The sequence below is a fragment of the Paenibacillus sp. J31R122 genome (assembly GCF_056269185.1).
This window is the reverse complement of the sequence record NZ_JBWDNM010000024.1, coordinates 31,032-51,051: the sequence shown is the minus strand read 5'-3', so window position 1 is coordinate 51,051 and position 20,020 is coordinate 31,032. Positions and strand designations below refer to the sequence as shown.

Below are 20,020 nucleotides of genomic sequence, written 5' to 3'. Positions count from 1 at the left end.
CGTATTACCTACTTTGATTGTAGTGTTTGCAAAGCAATTTGAGCTCCATTGTCCATACCTTGGCAGCCGGCTAACATAACCAAATCGCCAGGTTCGGCACGTAAGAGAGCATCGTTGATAGCATCAGGCAATTCATCGTAAAATTCAACCTGAATATTAGCTTTATTCATAACGTCCATAAAGGCTTGTACCTCTTCATCCGTTACGAAGTCTTTTTCAGTGACATGAGATATGCTTCGCGTAGCAATGACTTCATTTAACTCCAATTTTCTCATCCAGCTGACCATAGCTTCTGCATTTTCTCTATTAACTGTAGGGCCGCGGCTGCCTCTTATAGCATAAACAAGACGAAGGCGCTCATAGTTCATATATTTGACGGTTTCTAGCGTAACATCTATGTTGCCGGGATTAGCAAAATGGTCATCGATAATCATGAATTTGTCTTCGTGAATAATCTCAAACCGTCTTTCTACGCCGGAAAATGATTTTAATGTTTCTTGAATGGTTGAAACAGGTACGCCGCATAACAAGGAAATTATAATCGCTACCATAGAATTATAAACGGAGTGCAATCCAGGAATGGATAGCTCTACTTCAAATTCACCAGGTGTAAACTCGATATTTTTAGCCTGAAATGATTTTAGAATCTCAAATTTAAACTTTGCTCTTCCCGTCGAGAGGTCTAAATCCTTGCAAAAAACCGTTCCCTCTCGGCTTTTAAGACTGTAGGTGATGACCGTTGCTTTGGTCTTATCTATTAGAGAGGCTGAATATTCGGAATCCAAGTTGAGTAGAGCGAAGCTCTTTGCGCTGGCATTACGAATTAAGCTTGATTTGGCCTCCCAATATTTCTCGAAGGAACCATGCGAGTCAATATGCTCACGACTCAAGTTATTAAGTGCAACGATATCATAATCAACCGTTTCTACACGATGTGTCTCCAATGCTGCAGAAGACACCTCCATACTAACATGGGAGACGTTCTTGTCAGCCATTTGTTTTAAATAATATTGTAAATCTAACGATTCTGGCGTAGTGAGCTCAGAAGGGATCGAGTAATCATCTATTTTGATCACAACCGTACCGATTAAACCGGTTTTGAGACCGTGTCTCTCTAAAATGGCATTCGTTAAATAGGAAGTTGTTGTTTTACCGTTAGTGGCTGTAATCCCAATCATCGTCATGCTGTTAGCTGGAAAGCCATAAAATGCGGCACCTAGCTGAGCAAGCGCTATTCTACTGTTTGCAACACGGAATTGAGGGATATCGATTCCATCCTGAAACTCTTCGACAATGGCTGCTACAGCTCCATTTTGAATGGCGTTCGGCAAGTATTTATGTCCATTCGTTTTGTAGCCATTCACGCATACGAAAATATGCCCTTCGGAGCATTTCTGTGAATGATAGCTAATTCCCGAAACCAGCATTTCTTTCTGATGGATAGAATCTAGAATGGGCGTTGATTTTAAGAGCTCCTTTAATGACACCATTTCGAGCATTCCTCCTTATTTTACCAAATATTTCTTGAAAAACTTGCCTACAATCGAGCTTAGGAAAGATATAGCCGGCTTTGGATCACTCCAGCTCCAGATCGCATACGCTTTAGGTTTAAATAAAGATTTAACAACTTGTCCAACCGTAAGCTGCTTGGTCCTAATATAGCCTCTAATAGCTAGCATATCCTCATAGCCGTACCAGAACACACGGTTCGTATCTTCTCTGACGGCTTTCGGCGGCACAATGTTGCCTGTCAGCTCTTGATAAGTAATATATGGAATATTAACGCCAACTTTATATAAAAGGTTGTTGAGGTTAGTAATTCGACAATTTACCTCAATCAAATAATATTGTCCTGTTTCAGCATCCTTCTTAAACTCGATTTCAGCAAAGCCCTTCCATTTCATCTTCTCTAGAAAAGGAGCGCCAATGTCGAATAGCTCAGGCACATACTTCTGTCCTGTATAGACGGATGCCCCGAAATTGATCGGATATTGGCGAAATTTCTGGCAAGTAACCCAGTGTGTGACTTTGGATTGCTGGTTTAAATAGGCATCGAAGGTATACATATGGTCATCAAAGCCCGGAATAATACGTTGAACGATGACTTCCAGACTCGCTTCACGCGCTGTTTCTAACGCTTGTTCAAGCTCCGCTCGATTGTTTACTTTAAATAGCTTCTTTCTAAACTTGGCTACAAAGGAAGGGGAGTCAGTAGGCTTAACAATACATGGATATTTAATAATTTGATCGATCTTTTCGAAGAAATTATCCTCATCTACCCGAACCGTTTCAGGTACTGCGACTCCGTTTTCTAACGCCAAGCGCTGCAGCACCTCTTTATTCATCATGCTCGTATATATGCCTGGCTCGTTTTGTGGAATGAGATAACACTCTCTTAACTCTTCCAAATACTCGTCGATAACCTCTAAGTATGAATCATGACAAGGAATAAGAACGGGAGGAGCGCTTTGTTTACGTGCGTACTCTTTCAAGAATTGGATAAAGGCCTTCGTATCTTCCTTATAATGCGGAGAAACAAGCCGCTCAGATGTATATTTAGAATCAGCGCCATAATTATGTACGGCTGAATAATCAACAGCGACTGTATGTACACCATTAATACCAAGGCACCGAATTGTACTTAAACCTATATAATAGTTACAACCTAATATTACAGCTTTATTATTCACAAAAAAGCACATCCCGCTATCTGAATTTAAGTATATTTCTAACCCTCGTATCATTTTGTTGTTAATAATTTTACTTCATAGCTTATTATAATACAAATTGATTTATTACAAAAATGGGAGTCTAAAACACGGATAAACTACTCGCAAATGCTTCTATCATTAATGAGAATTTGGCTTTCATATTCGAATTTTGATATCGAAGCATACTCATGGTATGATCAGAATAGTGATAAAGCACTATAAAATGGATGAAGTGGTAGACAAATGTCGAAATATGCCTGAAAATTGTCTACGTTCATCGACATTTTTTTACAAACTCCTTACTGCACTAAGAGTATAATAATACCATTACCACACGAGTGCTAGATAAGGAGCGTGCCCCGAAGCGAGCTATGGACAAAAAACATTTGCTTAGTAAATTGCAGTCGCTGCGGCTAAAGCTTCATGAAATAGCAGAAGCACGTGGCAGCTTGACAGATCCGGACGTCCTGGCTATTAGCGAAGAGGCCGATGAACTTATTGTTGCATTACAGCAGATGCAGCGAAATGAAAATTCATATATTCCTATACGTCGCGACAATACGTAACGTTTACTATCGATCTCGCAGTCGACGGAAAAATTTAGTTAGCAGTGATGCGCATTCAGACATAAGAACACCGCTTGTGAGCTCCGTTTCGTGATTGAAACGGGGCTCTTGCAGTAAATTCATAAGTGTTCCGGCACAGCCTGCCTTTGGATCGGTGGTGCCGTAAACGACACGCTTCATACGAGATTGAACGAGTGCTCCGGCGCACATTGGACAAGGCTCTAGTGTAACGTAGAGTGTGCAATCCAATAATCTCCAGGCGCCTATATTGTCACAAGCATTGCGTATGGCAATTATTTCGGCATGTGCGGTCGGATCATGGGTTGTTTCCCGTAGATTATAGCCCCTGCCAATGATTTCATTATTTCTGACAACGATGGCTCCGATAGGAACTTCTCCGATTTGCTCGGCTTTGTTCGCTTCGGCGATGGCTTCAAGCATCCAATTTTGATCTTCGAGCTCTCTTATCATATGAAATTACCCCTTTTCTATAATCATTATACAACGAACAAATATTCCGTTGTTAACAGGTGGTGGATAAAACTGTGGATAACTACAGTGATATACACATAACTACCCACATATTATTAAGGTCTGTGCACAATTATTGTGTATAATGTGCGTAACTTGTTAATAAGTCTGATTTATTGAGGTTCTTCTATGTTCGCTGATTAGGTCAAATGCACTGGTTCAATATGATCAACGTTATGAAGGATGTGTCGTTCATTGTCGATTAAGATGAAGTTCTCTGTCTTGATTTCGCTAATTGTATTGACGTTTTTCATCATTTACCATTTTTTGAATGAAAACTATTTTACCCATCATATACGAGAGCAAATAAAGATTGAGATGAAAAACACATCTATTCATGTAGCGCAATTTATTGTGGACTACCAAAATCAGCAGGCTGCAACTTCGTTTCCGTTGAAAGTTGGATATTGGGGCCCTGAGCATATCTTTGACATTGTAAAATCGTTAAATGCAAATATAAAGGAAATTACCGTATTTGATCAAGTGACATCAACGGTTTCCTATGGAACGTACAATAATTCGAGCTCAATAAATGATTATGACATTATAAAAGAAGTGAAGAATGATGAATTTGTTCTTCGCAGCTTTAGGATAGAAGGACATGTTTACTACCGAAGCTACTTTAAAAACGAGCAGACTGATAATTTAACAATAAGCATCTTATATGACGGAGCCCATGCTAAAGAGTTCCTGAGTGAGAGTCGAGATTATACCTTCATTTATACAAGCATAAGTTTGCTGCTGACGCTCATTATAAGCTATTGGCTGGTAGGTGCAATGATTAAGCCTTTAAAAGATATTTTGTGGAAAGTAAATGAGGTTTCCTCCGCGAGATTTCATCAGCCTATTCGAATTAAGCGCAAGGATGAGTTTGGTTTACTAGCACTTAAGATCAATGCGATGTCGCAAAACTTAAGCATATATATGAACAAGCTGCGCAAAGCATTTGAGGAAAATCGGCGTATGAAGGAGCATTTAGAGTCGTTTATCAATCATACTACCGATGCCATTCATCTGATTGATCTTGATGGGAGAGTCATTCAGGTTAATCGTGCGTATGAGACACTGTTTGGCTACGATCAAGAGGACGTCATTGGACTTGTAGATCCTATTCTCCCGAGCGCTTATAATCAAGAGATGCAAGGTATGCTTAATCAATTGCTGGCTGGCAAAGCGCTTCCTACTCAGGAAGCAATGCGTATAACTAAGGCGGGCGAGATGATACCGGTAAGCGTAACGCTCTCATCCATTCGCGATACGGACGGAACGATACGAGCTTTTGCGAGCATTTCGCGTGACATGCGGAGTCGAAATAAAATGGAGGAGCTTCTGCGCAGGTCAGAGAAGCTTACAACCGTCGGACAATTGGCAGCCGGTGTAGCCCATGAAATTCGTAATCCGCTTACGACATTGCGAGGATTTCTTCAGCTACAGCAGGAGAGCAATAAGCTGTCTCAATCACATGTGAGCTTAATGCTGTCTGAGCTTGACCGCATTAACTTTATTGTGGGCGAGTTTCTAATTTTGGCTAAGCCTCAAGCTACGAAGTTCATAACGAAGGATGCCCGAAATGTGCTGAAGGATGTCATATCATTGCTTAATAGTGAAGCGCTGCTGCACAATATAGAATTTCGTGTGTTCTTTACAGAGGATGATTGCCTCATTTCATGTGAAGAGAACCAATTGAAGCAAGTATTTATTAATTTATTGAAAAACGCGATAGAAGCTATGCCTAGCGGCGGACTCATTCATATCCATGCTTCCCATAGACGGGAGCATATTTCTATAACGGTAACGGATGAAGGCATCGGTATTCCGGATGAAATGATTCCAAAGATTGGCGATCCATTTTTTACAGGCAAGGAGACGGGGACCGGTCTTGGCATTATGGTTAGCCAACGTATCATTAACAGTCATCGTGGTACGATGGATATTAAAAGCCAGGTTAATGTTGGTACAACGGTACATATTCTGCTACCCGCTTTGAAAGAACTTCAAGGAGACGGTATACTGGTGAAATAAGCAGATGCGGAGCTTCAGTAAGGTAAATATGAGGAGGAATACGAAATGGGCAGCCGTTCTGGCCAAGAAGGACTTGACCCAAACTCACGGTTTCCGTCAACGGATCAGGAGGGCTATACTTGCTTGCTGGCAGGAGCAACGGGTCTTGTCGGATCGGCACTGCTCGCGCAGCTCATTCAGGATCCTAGGGTAAAACAAATTACTGTTCTTACAAGGCGTCCCCTCGATATCAAGGAGCCAGGACGTGGAAGTAATTTAGGCAAGGTCAGAGTTATTCTTACTTTATTCGATGATTTGGATCAATCATTAGAGGATGTTAGTGCAGATGTTGTCTATTGCGCGCTAGGGACGACAATAAAAGCTGCTAAAACGCGAGAAGCATTCCGTGAGGTTGATTATGAATATCCGCTTGCTTTGGCGCGCTGGGCAAAGCGTAATGGTGCTTCTCACTATGCTGTTATTACGGCTATGGGAGCATCGACAGCCTCCAAGTTCTTTTACAGCAGGGTGAAGGGAGAGCTGGAAGAGTCGTTAGCAAAGCTAGAGCTGCCGACAGTACACATCTTTCAACCATCACTTTTGCTTGGAGAAAGACGTAATATGCGGATGGCCGAGTCAATTGGTGGGTGGATATTCAAAGGTCTACAGTTTACTATGATGGGGCCTTTGCGGAAGTATCGACCGATTAAGGGTGAGGATGTTGCTCGAGGAATGATTCGAGCGGTTAGCCAGAGCTTGATGGAGAAGTCGGCAGACTTACCGGGCCGAGCAGCTAGCGTTCAATTTTATGAATCACATGAAATCGCCACTATGGCAGTACATACAACGAGGTGAAACAGCTATGAGGATTAATAAGTTTATAAGTGAAACGGGATATTGCTCAAGGCGTGAGGCGGATAAGCTGGTGGATGCCGGTCACGTAACGATTAACGGGATAACAGCTGAGCTGGGCAGTCAAGCAGAGCTTGGAGACGATGTCCGCGTCCATGGACAGAGAATCGGTGAGCAGAAGCGTCATGTCTACATTGCGCTTAATAAGCCAGTAGGGATTACGAGTACAACGGAGCTTCATATTAAAGGAAACATAGTAGACTTTGTGGGACATCCTGAACGGATATTTCCAATTGGCAGACTGGACAAGGACTCGGAAGGCTTAATTCTGCTGACGAATGACGGGGATGTCGTAAATCCGATATTGCGATCCGAAGGTAAGCATGAGAAGGAGTATATCGTCACGGTGGATAAGCCTATTACCGCAGCTTTTGTACAAGGAATGTCGAGCGGGGTGCATATTCTCGGCAGTATGACATTGCCTTGTCAGTTGACGAAAGTAACGGATCGCAGTTTTCGAATCGTGCTGACGGAAGGGCGTAATCGGCAAATTAGAAGAATGTGCGAAGCATTCGGCTATCATGTGAGGCAGCTTCGGCGGCTGCGTATAATGAACATACAGCTCGGTGGTTTGGCTGTTGGAAAGTGGCGAGATTTGACGGAGGAAGAGAAAGAGACGTTGTTTCATACATTAGGCTATAAGTCGGTATGAGTAGTGATGAGTAGCTAACAAACAAGAAATGCCCTATTTCGACGCTGTGAGCGGTTCGAGTTAGGGCATTTTGTTATTTATTACTTCGTTACATTCAGCTTCTGGATGTTCGTATCATCGATGTAGGTATGAATGATATTCACCTCTACACGACGGTTTTTTGCTTTGCCTTCAGCGGTCTTGTTATCTGCCACGGGGCGGTATTCACCATAGCCGATTGCGCTGAAGCGCTGCGGATTTAATTTTTTGTTCTCGAGCAAAATATCCATAAATCGAATAGCTCTCATGGAGCTTAAATCCCAGTTTGATTTAAAGGAAGCATTCGATATTGGCGTGGTGTCTGTATGCCCTGATACGATAACCTCATAATCAGGATACTGCTGCAGCATTTTGCCGATAGCGATAGCGAGTTCTTTGGACTCTGGCTTCACCGTTGCTTGAGCAGGAGCGAACAAGGCGTTATCACTAATTGTAATCATAAGCTGAGATAAATTAAGCTTCGTTTCCAATTCTGATGTCAGGCCGTTCTTCTCGATATAGGCATCGATCTTTTTCTTAAGATCATCCAGCTTCTTTTGCTCTTGCTTTTCAATTGCTGCTCGGGCGTCTTCCTCTTTTTTGTCAGCTTTATCCTTCTTATCGCCTTCGCTGCCTATGTCTTCAAGCTTTTTCTCATGATCTTCACCTACTCTTACTACGCTGGTGTTTTCTAAAACGCCACTGCCATTGCTGAGTGCGATGCTGAATGCTTGCGACATATCTTCGAATTTCTTCACATCGACGGAATTCATAGAATACAAAACAATAAAGAGTGCCAGCATCAGAGTCAGCAGGTCGGCATAAGGAAGCAGCCATGATTCGTCGACATGCTCTTCGTGTTCCTCGTGTCTATGCTTTCTGCTCAATGGCTCTGTCCTCCTTCTCCTTCAGCTTCAGTCTTTCCGTCGGTGTAAGGAAGACGGATAGCTTCTGATTAATAGCGATTGTGGATACTCCGGATTGAATAGATAGAAGGCCTTCAACCATCATCAAACGAATTTGAATTTCTTGCTTAGACATACGTTTTAGCTTATTAGAGATTGGGTGCCACAGCACATATCCTGTGAAAATACCAAGCAGCGTAGCAATAAATGCTCCGGCAATAGCGTGAGCAAGCTTAGTCATATCACTCATATCGGCAAGCGCCGCGACCAATCCGACTACCGCTCCTAGTACACCAAGCGTAGGTGCGTATGTACCTGCTTGGGTAAAAATAAGTGCTCCAGCCTTATGACGATCCTCTGTTGCTGCTATATCCTCTAGAAGGACGTCGCGAACGAAATCCTGATCGTTGCCATCAATAATCATACGCATACCGTTCCGCAAAAACGTATCTTCAATCTCATCAACCTTTGCTTCTAAGGCAAGCAATCCCTCACGACGTGTAATAGAAGCCCACTCCATGAAATTTTGAATAAGAGTATCACGCTGAGGCAGTTTTTGTTCAGTGAATACCATTTTAAATAGCTTGCCTAGTTTGGAAAGCTCCGACATTGGAAAGGCTACCATGACACAGGCTACAGTGCCTAGTAGGATGATCATAAATGCGGCAGGATTCAAAAGAGCCGTGAGGCTTGCTCCTTTTAAAACCATCCCCCCCAATACAGCGATAACACCAAGTACAAGTCCTATAATTGTAGAATTTTTCATCATACACCCCGTCCATTACATTTTCGACATTTATCTACTTCTCTTATTATCGTCAAATGGGTATTCTGAGATTAGAGTAAAAGAAACCTTTTGGTGACGAAGACGTTAAAAAAGATGAAATGCGGTAAAATAGTAGGGAGAAGATTACAAAAATGACTATACTAAAGGTGGTTTTAATCAAATGGGTGTAAAACATGCGAGAGAATATGTAGATATTTTGAAGGATTTAACAGTAGCGGTAGCTGAGATCGAGGATTGCTATACTTTTTTTGAAATGGAGTCAGAGGAGTGGGTTGTGCTTCCTGCCGAGGATCGTCATGAAGTAATGGAAGCATTAGCGGATGACGTGTTTTTCGGACTTGGCGAAAATCCGGTAATTGAAGTGGGCAAGGGGTTTGTCACATATAACAGCAAGCATCACGTTATTGAGGTTTCGCAAGATGAAAAAACGATACAAATTATTAGGCTGGTATAGCAACTGAAATACTAACTCAAACAGACTCATAGCGTGTCGATTCTTTACATTTAATGTCGACTCTATAACAATAACTGCATAATATATGACAGGTAATTTAGCATACATATAACGCAGAGGAGACCGCTATGAGTATGTGTCAAACTAGGATGTTGCAGGCTTAAACACCATACAGTGACATTCGGCATCGCCGTGAGGCGTTGGGCGAGAATATGTATCTGTAATGCGGAAGCCAGCTTGTTCATAGGCACGGATCGCGCGTGTGTTCCATGCTAACACTTCTAGGTCGATTTCATTCTGAGGCGAACGCCGGCGTGCTTCGCGGATGATGAGCTCGGTGAAGGCGGGACCGAGTCCTTGACCGCAAAGATCGGGCCGCAAGCCTAAACCAAGTCTAGTCACATCTGTTATTGGAAAAAACTGAGCAAATCCGATTAATTCGAGCTGACTATCCATAACGGCGGCATATTGCTCTTCGCGGAGGACGGGATCACCAAATTCGATTCCGTCCTTTTTCATTTGTTGCCAGGATGGCCATTGATAAATGTGAAAGGGCGGATTGTATTTCCATTCGCAAATTTGAATGGCATGTGAAGTATCTAACGGATGTATAGTCATAGCAAGGGGATGTCGTTTATAATAGGTGGAGCTGAAAGCATGTGTCACGAATGGCACCTCCGTATGTGATTCTATTCAATTAGCTTAATATGGGCGAAACATAGTTATTATAACAGATAGATTTAACAGGACGTACGCATATAAGGGGATTCATGGAATGAGAAAGCTAATTTGGTTAGGCTGCTTGTCTTATTTGATTATCGGAATTGCGCATGTAGTGGGCGGAACCGTGTTGGAGCAGTTGATTGAGCATTACGGATTGACCTATAAGGACGGCGGACAATGGATTATGAATCAGTTCCTCGGGTTTCTGGTAGGGGTGATGCTCGCTCCCTCAATAACATCGAGAATGGGGAAGAGAGGCGCGGTGCTTATAGCTATCGGCATGCTGATGGTAAGTGAAGCTGCATACAGCCTTTTATTACCTTGGGGATGGATGCTTTGTATTGCCTTGTTTGCCGGTTTCGGGTTTGGAATGACAGAGGCTGTGGTCGGAGCTATGATTATAGATATGACTAAAAATGGAAAAGCGACGGCAATGAGCCGTTTGGAAACTTTTTTTGGCGTTGGAGCCTTAGTTATTCCGATTGCGGCAGCGTATTTGATTCATGCAAACGCGTGGCAGTTTGCTTTTCCTATTTTAGCAGCGATGTCAGGAATTACGTTCGTGCTTTGGCTGACCTTGTCTTTTGATGAGGTGGATGATGAGCTTGGATATATACCGCAGGAACGGAATCGAAGTAATAGCGACAAAGGGCAGGGTGCTTCAAATAGCAGCCCGGCAATGGAAAGATCTATATTTTTTGGCTATCCGCGCCACGCCTTGCCGTTTCTTCTGTTATCAGCTTTATTTTTTATGTTCTATGTTGGTATGGAGATGAGTTTCTCAAACTACTTGCCATCGATTCTCATCGTTCGATCAGGGGTGGGAGAAGCAAATGCGGCTGCAGCTTTAAGTATTTTTTGGGGATCAATGGTTCTGGGCCGACTGTTCTCAGGAATGCTTGCTGAGCGAATGGGCTACTCTCGCTTCTTGTTTATAGCAACCGTAGGAGCGACCTTCGTATTTCTGATGATGTCATTAATGGGAGAGCTTAGCTGGATGCTTGTGCTTGTTGCGCTAAGCGGACTGCTTTTCTCAGGTCTCTTCGGTATTGCGCTTGTATATGCCAATGTACTCATTCCGGGTATGACTGATCGAACAACGAGCTTGCTCGTCGCATTTGGCGGCTTAGGGGGCGCTTTTTTCCCAAGACTGACAGGTTGGTTTATGGATCAATATAGCGTACAAACGACGTTGTGGTATATTAGCTCGGGCGTCATTCTGATGCTAGTGATGCTAGTCTCTATGCTTGTACTAGGAAGAAAGCAGTCGAAGAGACTTATGAATGATCGTATAGAAGTAAGCAATTGAACGAGAAAAAACCTTCACGTCTGCTGTAACACTAGGCAGCAGTGAAGGTTTTTTTGTATATTTTACCGTGAAACGAGCTTGCGCGTTCTAGGGCTACCAAGGTCATTTACGCTTGTGTAGTTCAGAATTATTTTAAAATGGTTTTGTAAACGTCGATCGCGCGTGCTCGAGACGCTTTCAGATCAACGATGGCACCGCTGAGCGGTTGATGAATCTCCTTATCAGATAGATGAGCTAAATGAGGCATCCAACGCCGAATGTAGCTTCCAGAGGGATCATATGTCGTTGATTGTGTTACAGGATTCATAATACGGAAATAGGGTGCCGCGTCATAACCAAGGGAGGAGCACCAGAGCCAGCCGCCTCGATTGAGCGTATTATCATAATCGCTTAAGTGCAAACGGAAATACTGCTCCCCCAGCGTAAATGGGCATAGCAGATTTTTGGTCAGAAACATAGCGGTTATCATCCGCAGTCGGTTCGGGAGCTCTCCCGTTCGATTTAGCTGGGTCATTGCGGCATCGATAATAGGAATGCCAGTCGCTCCGGCTGTCCATGCGCCGAAGCTGTCGCTCGTTAGGGCGGAAAAATCAAATAGATGCTCATAGCTGAAAAACTGGTCATGATACATAGCTTGATATAAATAAAAGTCACGCCATGCCAGCTGTCTAAGCCAAGCTTCCGCTCCTGGCAATCCAAGCGTAGCCTCATAGGCCTGACGTGCAGAAATGGCACCCGTATTCAAGAAACGGGAGAGGCCGCTTGTATGCTCCTCAGCGAAGGCATCACGGCTATTGGCATAGAGGGCTAATCGCTCACGAACGAAACGATCCAGCTTGCTTGCGGATTTAGCGGGCCCCTTTCCGGCAGTCGATTCACCAAGCGCGCATGAAACAGCATCAGGTAAGGAGAAGCGGGTGGCGATACTTCCGCTTATTTCGCATACCGTAGTGAGGTCGTGTAGGGTTGTTATGCTCATTGGGGTGTAACATTGCAGCATATAGCTGCTCCACATTCGGTAGAATGGCGTAAATACTTTGTAGGGCTCAGAGCGTCTAGCGAACGTTGGAAAGCTCTCTAGGTCGGCAAGCGGCGCATCCTCGATAGCCACCCATCGGCGGCTGTGCTTTTGGGTGGCTAGGCGCATCCGCTCATCGCGGCTGCGCGCGTAAGGGGTATAGTCCGCATGCACGATAACCTCATCAATGGAATGCTGTTGTAGAAGCGACTCTACGATATCTACTGGATCACCGTATAGAACATGCAATTCTTTCTGGGCTTCAGAATAGCTGTGCAATAAAGAGGCGGTCTGACCAATGAAGTTGCGTCCACTATGGCTGGTGAGCCGACCGTCACTTGTTAGAACCGGATCTAATATAAGTAAATGGATGCCCATCGTATTCGTTTTAAGTAAATAATCAAAAGCGCGGAGATCAGAAACACGCAGGTCCTTGCGATGAATAAATAAATACATCACGTATAGCTCCTTTCAACACGACACGTTATAAGCTTATTCCACTTGTCCGCGAAATAGAAACAACAAAGCCGCATGTGGTTTGTCGATGAGGACAAACGACTGCGGCTTGGTTGTAAGAGCTTAGTGTAGCATCCTAGGCAACAAGGTGCTTATTTTATTCTTCGTCAGCAAACTTCTCGAAAGTTTCCATTGACATCACACGACGTGCTGTCACGAAACGCTTCTCATAATAGGAAGAGTTAAGTTTGTCTGTTACAACACCTCTGGATACAGAGGCGTGCGCAAACTTACCATCACCAATATAAATGCCAACATGGGAAATAGAGCCGTTATTGCCGCCAGACGTGTCGAAGAACACGAGATCTCCAGGGATTAGGTCTGATTTAGCGACCTTCTTGCCTGATTTTCCTTGGGATGCGGATGTGCGTGGAAGCTCAATGCCCATTTTATCGAACACATAGGTCGTAAAACCGGAGCAATCAAAGCCTCTCGACGTATTCCCGCCGCCCTTATACGGACTACCAATAACGTCATTGATATATCCGTCTAGCTTGGAGTCTGCGAAAACGCTTACTGACTGAAAAGTGAAGACGAGTACGAGACCCAAAAGTAATGCGGTAATCTTTTTCAATTGTAAAGCTCCTTCCAGTGCCGACGAGGTTAGCTGTGGGGTTCGGTTGAAGGTTCCCTATGATTCCTCAGACGCTGACCGAGTCAGAAGTCGGAATCAATTCACCCAAAGTGGTTCCCCCGTTTCCCATTAGGGAATTTGGCAGGTTTGTATTGCTCTGAAACAATTATTCGATTATTTTCATTGATCTCCTGCCTTTACAGATAAATTCTAATAATTCTCATGGAACATTTTAACTAAAAGGTTCGTATAAACATTTTTCATATGAAATAAACAGCATTCATTAGTGCTTTCTGACTAAAAAGGAATGACTTGATTTCTTTAATTATGTATGCATTTCTTAAAATATTCCGAATAACCTTTTTGCCATTATTCTGAGAGGACAAGATAAAAGAGCTGGAAAGCTCAATTGTACGCGGTTTTTCAAATGAAAGATTAGAAAATTTTCATACTAAAAAGCCTCTCAATCCACGCATCGGCGCAAAAAGGGAGGCTTCATTCACTAGTTATTTCGTTTGCAAGGAATCATATTGCGTTGCTATCGTCCATACCTTCATAAGCGTGCGTACTAGGTTATAGCCTTGATGCAGAATGAGCGCGAACAGTCCGGCCCAGATCAGAGATATACTTGTAATGACGATTCCAATTCCAGCACCGATCGCCCACATGATTAAGGAGACGGAGGCGTATGTAAGGAAGTTTTTAATGGAATGCCATAGGTAGCGGAATACACCATCGCCTGATACTGCTCCGAATTGCATCGCTAGAAAAAGCAGATGGAGCACAGTCGCCCACAGAATCCATAGTCCGGCACCAGGCAGTGTCGTTTGCAACAGATAAGGGACCGAGCCGCTTTGCATAAAGGAGTCTAAGGCGCGTGGCAGCAGCCACCATGCAGGAGCCAGCATAAGTATCGTTTCTGCCCAGTATAAGAGCAGAACAGGCTTCCAAGCCTTCTTGATGCCTTCAAGGAAGCGGGTGCTGCCATTATTTCTTGCCTGATGCAGAGAATAGAACAGTCCGGCATTGAACAAGGGTGTCAGCAGCATCCGAATGACGAACAAGCCGCCCAGCATCCATAGGTATGGAGAAATGAGATCGGTTTTAAATAGCTGAAACTGGGCTTCTGTCATGAAGAGATGAACGGCGTTATCAGATGGAGAAGCGCTGGGAAAGCGTCGTAATAGCGGCGCTATGACAGAATCAATAAAACGATATAGAAAGAACCCCCAAAGCAGTTGATAAAGAAACAGTAAAATAACGAGATAAAAATGTTTGACCGTCAGCGACCAGCCTTGCTTCATATATATCTTCATCTTTTATCGCTCCTTGAACCCATATACTTACCAGCCAAATGACCCAAGCAGCCCTTCAATCAATTTTGAAACGCCGAGGTTCCACCGGGTACGTGTTTCCTCAGGAAGCTGCGCTTGCATAAAGTTGTTGATCAGCTTGTTATCGAGTACATTTCTGTGTTCCGGATCGACAACGGCCCACTCGAGTGGAGCTGTGTGAACCTGTTTATATTGGATATTAGAATTTTCCGCGTTCCACTGCTTTGTCACCGTCATGCCATCCGTGAACTGCATAGTAATCGGAATTGGACCGTTCATGCCACCGTATTTCCTAATGAGAACAGTTGATTCATACATTTGTACGCCATCCTGTTTGACGGGTTTGACTTGTATCGCTTCTACGCCAAAATCGGCCATTTGGTTGTGGTAAACATATTGATTGAAGTAATCATGCCACTTCGTTTTCGTAACCTGTTCAACAACACGCTGGAAGTCTGCGGTTGAAGGATGCTTGAATTTATATTTTTGGAAATAAGTCCGTAAAACCCGCTGCATCAACGGTGCGCCTATTTGTTTTTCAATGCCGATAAGTACGAGCTTTGCTCTCATATAAACATTCTCAGCGTATTGATTGTGGCTGCCGTAAGACCAGGAGTATTGCTTAAGCGGAGCAGGATCGGTCATATAGCTCGCCTCGACTGGTAGGTTTGCTTCCACTCCATACGCGGTCTCCATCACTTTATCCTCGGCATAGGAGGTGAAGCCTTCATCGAGCCACGCTTCCTCAAATTCATTAGAGGCGATCATGCCGTACCAGTACTGGTGCCCAATTTCATGCACGACTGTACGCTCCAGATCGTATCCTGGATTGTCATTTTCTGCTGCGAATGCTGTTATGAACGTGGGATACTCCATACCTCCTGCCCCATTTGCTCCTTTTGGAGGAACAATAATAGAAAGTGTGCTGTAGGGGTATTCACCGTACCACTGCGCATATTTGGATAGAGCGGATTTGGCTGCATGCATATAACGGTCCTTAAGCTTGGCGTGCGAAGGATCTAGATAGAGCTTTATTCGTACACCCGGAATGCCCTTGTCAGAGTAAGCATCCTCTTCGTAGACGAAGTCCGGTGATGCCGCCCATGCGAAGTCATGAACATCATCTGCATAGAATTGGTAAATCTTTGTCTGATCCTTGATTTCAATTGGCTTTGTCTGAAAGCCGGTTGCGGCTACTGTGTATGTCTCAGGCACTTTAATGCGAACGCTGTAGATGCCAAAGTCGCTGTAAAATTCCGAATTGCCATGGTACTGATGGGCGTTCCAGCCCTCAGTTGTTCGACCGCGTGTGCCAACTGTTTCATATACAGCTAGCTTTGGAAACCATTGCCCTGCCATAGCGAAGTTTCCGGAATAGCCCATACGGGCGAATACTTTGGGCATCTCTACTTCGTAGTTCATACGAAGTGTAACCGATTTCCCTGGTGCAACAGGCTCCGGAAGGCGAAGCTTAGCTAAGGTGAAGTCATGTTCGTTTCCATCATCAGGTTGTACATAATACAGACGAGGTAGCAGACTCTCGCCTTCTAATGTTTCCAGTGTCATCAGGTTCATATAGCCGATACTATTGGCCGTTGCTTTATCCTGACGCAGCTTGCCGCCTGATTCCCGCATAAACGTCGTTTTATCCGAACGAAATGCATTAGGATACAGGTGGAAATAGAGCTCGGACACTGTTTTTTCGCCTGGATTAATCCAAGTTACGATTTGCTCGCCTGTTAAGTGCCGCGTATCGTCGCTTAGCTGTACGTTGATATGATACTCAACGACTCGCTTGCTAAGCGCTTGTGATTTAGGCGTCATGATCGTATTCGGTTCTTGCACGACAGGCTGCTTGGCCGATTTTTGAGCAGGCGCGGACGCGGAACTGGATTTGGCAGTAGGGGCAAAGGCGTATGTATATTGGGATTGCCAAGCATTCCCGAAACCGTTCTGCACAGATAGGCCGAGCAAGACGACTGCGAGTACTACTAGTAAAAATCTTTTGACATTGCGTGGAGTCATTGAACGTTTCCCTCCCGTTGACAAGCATCTAAAGCATGTATATGTTTGCTTTTCGATGATTATTAGCTAAAATATAATTAATGTATGGGGAAGGTGTGAATACGCATGATGGACGAACAAGAACAAGCGGCTCAGCCGGAAAAAAAGGAAAAGAAATCACTGTCGCTCAACGTTGTGAGCAGCAAAAAACATAAAGGCTTTGGAGCTGGAGCAATCGATTTGAGCGCAGTATCTTGTGTTATGATTGATGAAGGTGTCGCGTATATCGATGTAGGGGCTATGCACGCGAAAAGCAAAATTGAACGGGGCATCAAGTTTTCACCAAACAAAGAGGATACGCCAAATGGACGCCAGTGCTGGATCGTATGGGTCGCGGTCGATCGTAATGAGGAAGGCTCATACTATGCAGGTGCGACGGCGTGCGAAATGCTAATTGATACAGAAGCGCGTCGTGGGTGGAAAATTTTGCCTGACCACGTGAATAAACTCGATCAATCACTTAAGCGTCGTTATAATTTAACGGAGCTTGGCGATGTGGACAGAGCGGCGCTTCGCAAGCTGCTGGTTGAGCATAATCAGGAGTGGTGGGATCGTTCCCCGGCAGAGCTAAAGGACGCATTGAGCGTCTAAAGGAAGTTAAGGCAGCGGTGTAAGCTGATTGGGGTATAGAGGGAATGAATTAAGAAGAGATATGAAGCAAGTAAAAGAATAGAGGCGTAAGCCGATTAAGGGAGAAAACCTCATTTTCGCGAGATTAGTCTTGCGAGTGATGAGGTTTTTTACGTTTAAATAGAGGGAAATTATGTCCGGAGTAATATCATGAAAAAGCAAATTTGGGTTGGGATTGTTTTGTAATTAGAATTAAAATTAAGACAGATACAGATACAGATACAGATACAGATACAGATACAGATACAGACGCAGAGACTGGTACTGGGAAAGAACAAAGGATGAATACTGGGATTTTGATTAGGGTGCTTAGGCAATTGGAGAATTGGAGCACAGCAAACGAGATAAGCTTACGGACACGAGATCCGTTATTACACTTAACTGAGGGCTTATTTGATCCTTTTTGATCAAATAACGGATCTGATGTCCGTTAACATCCCCAAATAGGGCGGTTTATCACAAATAAGGTATCCTACCACGTACCATGCCTGCTTAGTTTCAATATATGAAATTAAGTGATCTAATCAAGGAAGATTGTATCATTTAGTGTCATTTGATGAACCTAATTGCTGGGTTAGCTCGACTAATGGGACTTTTTCTACGGATTAGCATTAAATACTGAAACTAATTAAGATCTATTCTGGCGATATTCGGATTTAGTTTCACGGCATGAACTTAGCTTAGAGTGCCAGCACGTGTTACCCCACTTCGCGATGGGAGCTGCGTGCGGTGCAGAAATCCCTATTAACTAGGATAGTTAGTGGTTTAACTGATTTAATTACTAAATGATAAACTGATTGATTAGCTAACGATCTAACCGATGCGCTAACAAGTGGGCTAACCAATTATTTAATTACTAGGCTAACTAATTAGACAGTCTAATGACCCACCTAATGTCCTAACGCGTCTTATCTAATATCCTATCTACTGTCTTATCTAATAAGCTACGAATAACCGTTGTCTGGATTTTTGAATACCTTATGGATCTATCTATCAACTGACATGAAGAGAAAAAAAGATTTTTTTCAAATAGTGCAGGGTAAGAGGAGACGGCTGTCGTCTATTATATCGGGAAGGGGGGAGCGACATTCAAGACGAGGATTGGATTAAGGCGGTGCAGAGCGGCGGGCCCGAGCATTATCGACCGTTCGTACAGGCTTATGGTCCCTATATATATAGAACCGTCTATGCCGTACTGCATTCACCGCATGACGCGGAGGATGTAACGCAGGAAGTGCTTCTGCAAATATATCGCTCCCTCCCGGAGTGCCGACTAGACGGAATAAAAACGTGGATTACGCGAATCGCCGTCAATCGAGCAATTGATTTCAAGCGAAGCAAGGCGCGTAGACCGGTGGAACTGTCTGGCAGCGTAGTGATGCCGGCAGAGAGCCCCTCAGGAGATTCAACCGGTATGCCTGCCGCAGAGACAGTAGTCATGGAGCAGGAGGATCGGCTTCAGATACGCAAGCAAGTAGAACGGCTTCCGACCAACTACCGGGAAGTCGTAACCGCTTATTATATGGAGGATAAGTCTTACGAGCAAATCGCGGCTGAGACGGGACTGGAGCGCAAAAGCGTAGAGTCCAGGCTATACAGAGCGCGAGGCTGGATGAAGCGCAATTGGCGAAAGGAGGACTTCGAATGAAAGCAGAAAATAGCGAGCAGAAAATCAGTTCTTTGAACGGGGAGCATATTACTACCGAAATTAGAAATGGTGATCATACACATACCTCATTTGAGCAAATGAGCAGATATTTAAACGACTCGCTTACCGATCAGGAAAGGGAGCAAGTAGATGGGCAGTTAGCCGAGTGCGAGGAATGTTTGCTATTGCTTATGGAAGCCGTCGATGTAGCGGAAGCTAGAGCGGTTGCTCAGCATATCGAGGAGAGTGTGGATGATAGGCTCGAGATGGGCAAGCGGAGACCTGCATTGCCAGACATGAAACTGCTGGAGCAACGAGTAATTGCCCAGCTGCATAGTGAAATGCAGGACGATGTTTCTCAAATAGGAACGCAAACTTCTCATGCTGTTCAAGAGAAGCCTTATCGCCGAAGCTCTTGGCTGCAGCATCCAGTCACGCATTATACGATAGCGGCGTCTATTACGCTGCTGCTGCTCGGAAGCGGGACCTTTGCATCCTTTTCACAGAAAATCGCTGAGCTGGACAGCAGCATGATCGAACAGCAGAGGCTTCCTTCTGCAGAGCATGACTCAGATAAAGGGCACAAGGAATCATGGTCGGACAAAATGGTCGATCAAACAAGCTCTTGGCTCGATGGCCTGGAAGCAATTCGTTTTAAATAAAGCAT

General features: G+C 44.1%; 19 protein-coding genes and 1 riboswitch. Of the genes, 9 read left to right on the top strand and 10 right to left on the bottom strand.

The window, feature by feature from the left end:
- Positions 1 to 8: 8 nt before the first annotated feature.
- Both AC0YN7_RS27640 and AC0YN7_RS27635 read right to left on the bottom strand, forming a co-directional pair.
- Complete coding sequence (locus AC0YN7_RS27640) at positions 9 to 1,490, bottom strand: Mur ligase family protein (RefSeq protein WP_475813241.1); 1,482 nt, start codon at positions 1,488 to 1,490, stop codon at positions 9 to 11.
- 15 nt (positions 1,491 to 1,505) lie between these two features.
- Positions 1,506 to 2,690 (bottom strand): carboxylate--amine ligase, encoded by a 1,185-nt coding sequence (locus AC0YN7_RS27635; protein WP_475813240.1) that lies wholly within the window; start codon positions 2,688 to 2,690, stop codon positions 1,506 to 1,508.
- A gap of 392 nt (positions 2,691 to 3,082) precedes the next feature.
- Here AC0YN7_RS27635 and AC0YN7_RS27630 point away from each other — a divergent pair, with 392 nt between their 5' ends.
- On the top strand, positions 3,083 to 3,277 hold the full coding sequence (locus AC0YN7_RS27630; protein WP_475813239.1) for a Spo0E family sporulation regulatory protein-aspartic acid phosphatase: 195 nt from the start codon (positions 3,083 to 3,085) through the stop codon (positions 3,275 to 3,277).
- A 6-nt stretch (positions 3,278 to 3,283) separates the two neighbouring features.
- Here the strand turns inward: AC0YN7_RS27630 and tadA are convergent, their stop codons facing one another.
- The gene (tadA, locus tag AC0YN7_RS27625; protein ID WP_475813238.1) at positions 3,284 to 3,748 is read right to left on the bottom strand and encodes a tRNA adenosine(34) deaminase TadA; all 465 of its coding nucleotides are present in this window, start codon (positions 3,746 to 3,748) and stop codon (positions 3,284 to 3,286) included.
- A 255-nt stretch (positions 3,749 to 4,003) separates the two neighbouring features.
- Between tadA and AC0YN7_RS27620 the strand changes: the two genes are divergently transcribed.
- Genes AC0YN7_RS27620 through rluF form a run of 3 tightly spaced genes read left to right on the top strand, consistent with a single transcriptional unit; the run spans position 4,004 to position 7,373 of the window.
- Positions 4,004 to 5,830 carry an ATP-binding protein gene (locus AC0YN7_RS27620; RefSeq protein WP_475813237.1) on the top strand — a complete coding sequence of 609 codons (1,827 nt, stop codon included), beginning with the start codon at positions 4,004 to 4,006 and terminating at the stop codon, positions 5,828 to 5,830.
- A gap of 45 nt (positions 5,831 to 5,875) precedes the next feature.
- Complete coding sequence (locus tag AC0YN7_RS27615) at positions 5,876 to 6,664, top strand: NAD-dependent epimerase/dehydratase family protein (RefSeq protein WP_475813236.1); 789 nt, start codon at positions 5,876 to 5,878, stop codon at positions 6,662 to 6,664.
- Between the two features lie 7 nt (positions 6,665 to 6,671).
- A complete protein-coding gene (rluF, locus tag AC0YN7_RS27610) occupies positions 6,672 to 7,373 on the top strand; it encodes a 23S rRNA pseudouridine(2604) synthase RluF (protein ID WP_475813235.1) in 702 nt (233 codons plus the stop codon).
- An 80-nt stretch (positions 7,374 to 7,453) separates the two neighbouring features.
- On the opposite strand, the gene motB is transcribed toward rluF, so the two are convergent.
- Both motB and motA read right to left on the bottom strand, forming a co-directional pair.
- The gene (gene motB, locus AC0YN7_RS27605) at positions 7,454 to 8,278 is read right to left on the bottom strand and encodes a flagellar motor protein MotB (protein ID WP_475813234.1); all 825 of its coding nucleotides are present in this window, start codon (positions 8,276 to 8,278) and stop codon (positions 7,454 to 7,456) included.
- The gene (motA, locus tag AC0YN7_RS27600) at positions 8,262 to 9,062 is read right to left on the bottom strand and encodes a flagellar motor stator protein MotA (protein WP_475813257.1); all 801 of its coding nucleotides are present in this window, start codon (positions 9,060 to 9,062) and stop codon (positions 8,262 to 8,264) included. Before motA ends, motB begins: the two co-directional genes overlap by 17 nt.
- A gap of 181 nt (positions 9,063 to 9,243) precedes the next feature.
- Here motA and AC0YN7_RS27595 point away from each other — a divergent pair, with 181 nt between their 5' ends.
- The gene (locus AC0YN7_RS27595) at positions 9,244 to 9,537 is read left to right on the top strand and encodes a hypothetical protein (RefSeq protein ID WP_475813233.1); all 294 of its coding nucleotides are present in this window, start codon (positions 9,244 to 9,246) and stop codon (positions 9,535 to 9,537) included.
- A gap of 144 nt (positions 9,538 to 9,681) precedes the next feature.
- Here the strand turns inward: AC0YN7_RS27595 and AC0YN7_RS27590 are convergent, their stop codons facing one another.
- On the bottom strand, positions 9,682 to 10,155 hold the full coding sequence (locus AC0YN7_RS27590; protein ID WP_475813256.1) for a GNAT family N-acetyltransferase: 474 nt from the start codon (positions 10,153 to 10,155) through the stop codon (positions 9,682 to 9,684).
- 157 nt (positions 10,156 to 10,312) lie between these two features.
- On the opposite strand from AC0YN7_RS27590, the gene AC0YN7_RS27585 reads away from it, so the two are divergent.
- Positions 10,313 to 11,569, top strand: a complete 1,257-nt coding sequence (locus AC0YN7_RS27585; protein WP_475813232.1) for an MFS transporter — start codon at positions 10,313 to 10,315, stop codon at positions 11,567 to 11,569.
- A gap of 127 nt (positions 11,570 to 11,696) precedes the next feature.
- On the opposite strand, the gene AC0YN7_RS27580 is transcribed toward AC0YN7_RS27585, so the two are convergent.
- From AC0YN7_RS27580 to AC0YN7_RS27565, 4 genes are all read right to left on the bottom strand, one after another.
- Positions 11,697 to 13,043 carry a cryptochrome/photolyase family protein gene (locus AC0YN7_RS27580; RefSeq protein ID WP_475813231.1) on the bottom strand — a complete coding sequence of 449 codons (1,347 nt, stop codon included), beginning with the start codon at positions 13,041 to 13,043 and terminating at the stop codon, positions 11,697 to 11,699.
- A gap of 157 nt (positions 13,044 to 13,200) precedes the next feature.
- Complete coding sequence (locus AC0YN7_RS27575) at positions 13,201 to 13,677, bottom strand: C40 family peptidase (protein ID WP_475813230.1); 477 nt, start codon at positions 13,675 to 13,677, stop codon at positions 13,201 to 13,203.
- A 3-nt stretch (positions 13,678 to 13,680) separates the two neighbouring features.
- Positions 13,681 to 13,831: riboswitch (cyclic di-AMP (ydaO/yuaA leader) on the bottom strand.
- A gap of 352 nt (positions 13,832 to 14,183) precedes the next feature.
- Positions 14,184 to 14,993, bottom strand: coding sequence for a hypothetical protein (locus AC0YN7_RS27570; RefSeq protein ID WP_475813229.1), 810 nt, complete (start codon positions 14,991 to 14,993; stop codon positions 14,184 to 14,186).
- Positions 14,994 to 15,020: 27 nt separating this feature from the next.
- Complete coding sequence (locus tag AC0YN7_RS27565; RefSeq protein WP_475813228.1) at positions 15,021 to 17,036, bottom strand: M1 family metallopeptidase; 2,016 nt, start codon at positions 17,034 to 17,036, stop codon at positions 15,021 to 15,023.
- Positions 17,037 to 17,141: 105 nt separating this feature from the next.
- On the opposite strand from AC0YN7_RS27565, the gene AC0YN7_RS27560 reads away from it, so the two are divergent.
- The 3 genes from AC0YN7_RS27560 (at position 17,142) to AC0YN7_RS27550 (ending at position 20,015) form a co-directional block, all read left to right on the top strand.
- Positions 17,142 to 17,666 carry a YwhD family protein gene (locus AC0YN7_RS27560; RefSeq protein ID WP_475813227.1) on the top strand — a complete coding sequence of 175 codons (525 nt, stop codon included), beginning with the start codon at positions 17,142 to 17,144 and terminating at the stop codon, positions 17,664 to 17,666.
- 1,153 nt (positions 17,667 to 18,819) lie between these two features.
- Positions 18,820 to 19,353 carry an RNA polymerase sigma factor gene (locus tag AC0YN7_RS27555; protein WP_475813226.1) on the top strand — a complete coding sequence of 178 codons (534 nt, stop codon included), beginning with the start codon at positions 18,820 to 18,822 and terminating at the stop codon, positions 19,351 to 19,353.
- On the top strand, positions 19,350 to 20,015 hold the full coding sequence (locus tag AC0YN7_RS27550; RefSeq protein ID WP_475813225.1) for an anti-sigma factor family protein: 666 nt from the start codon (positions 19,350 to 19,352) through the stop codon (positions 20,013 to 20,015). Before AC0YN7_RS27555 ends, AC0YN7_RS27550 begins: the two co-directional genes overlap by 4 nt.
- The last annotated feature ends 5 nt before the right edge of the window (positions 20,016 to 20,020 follow it).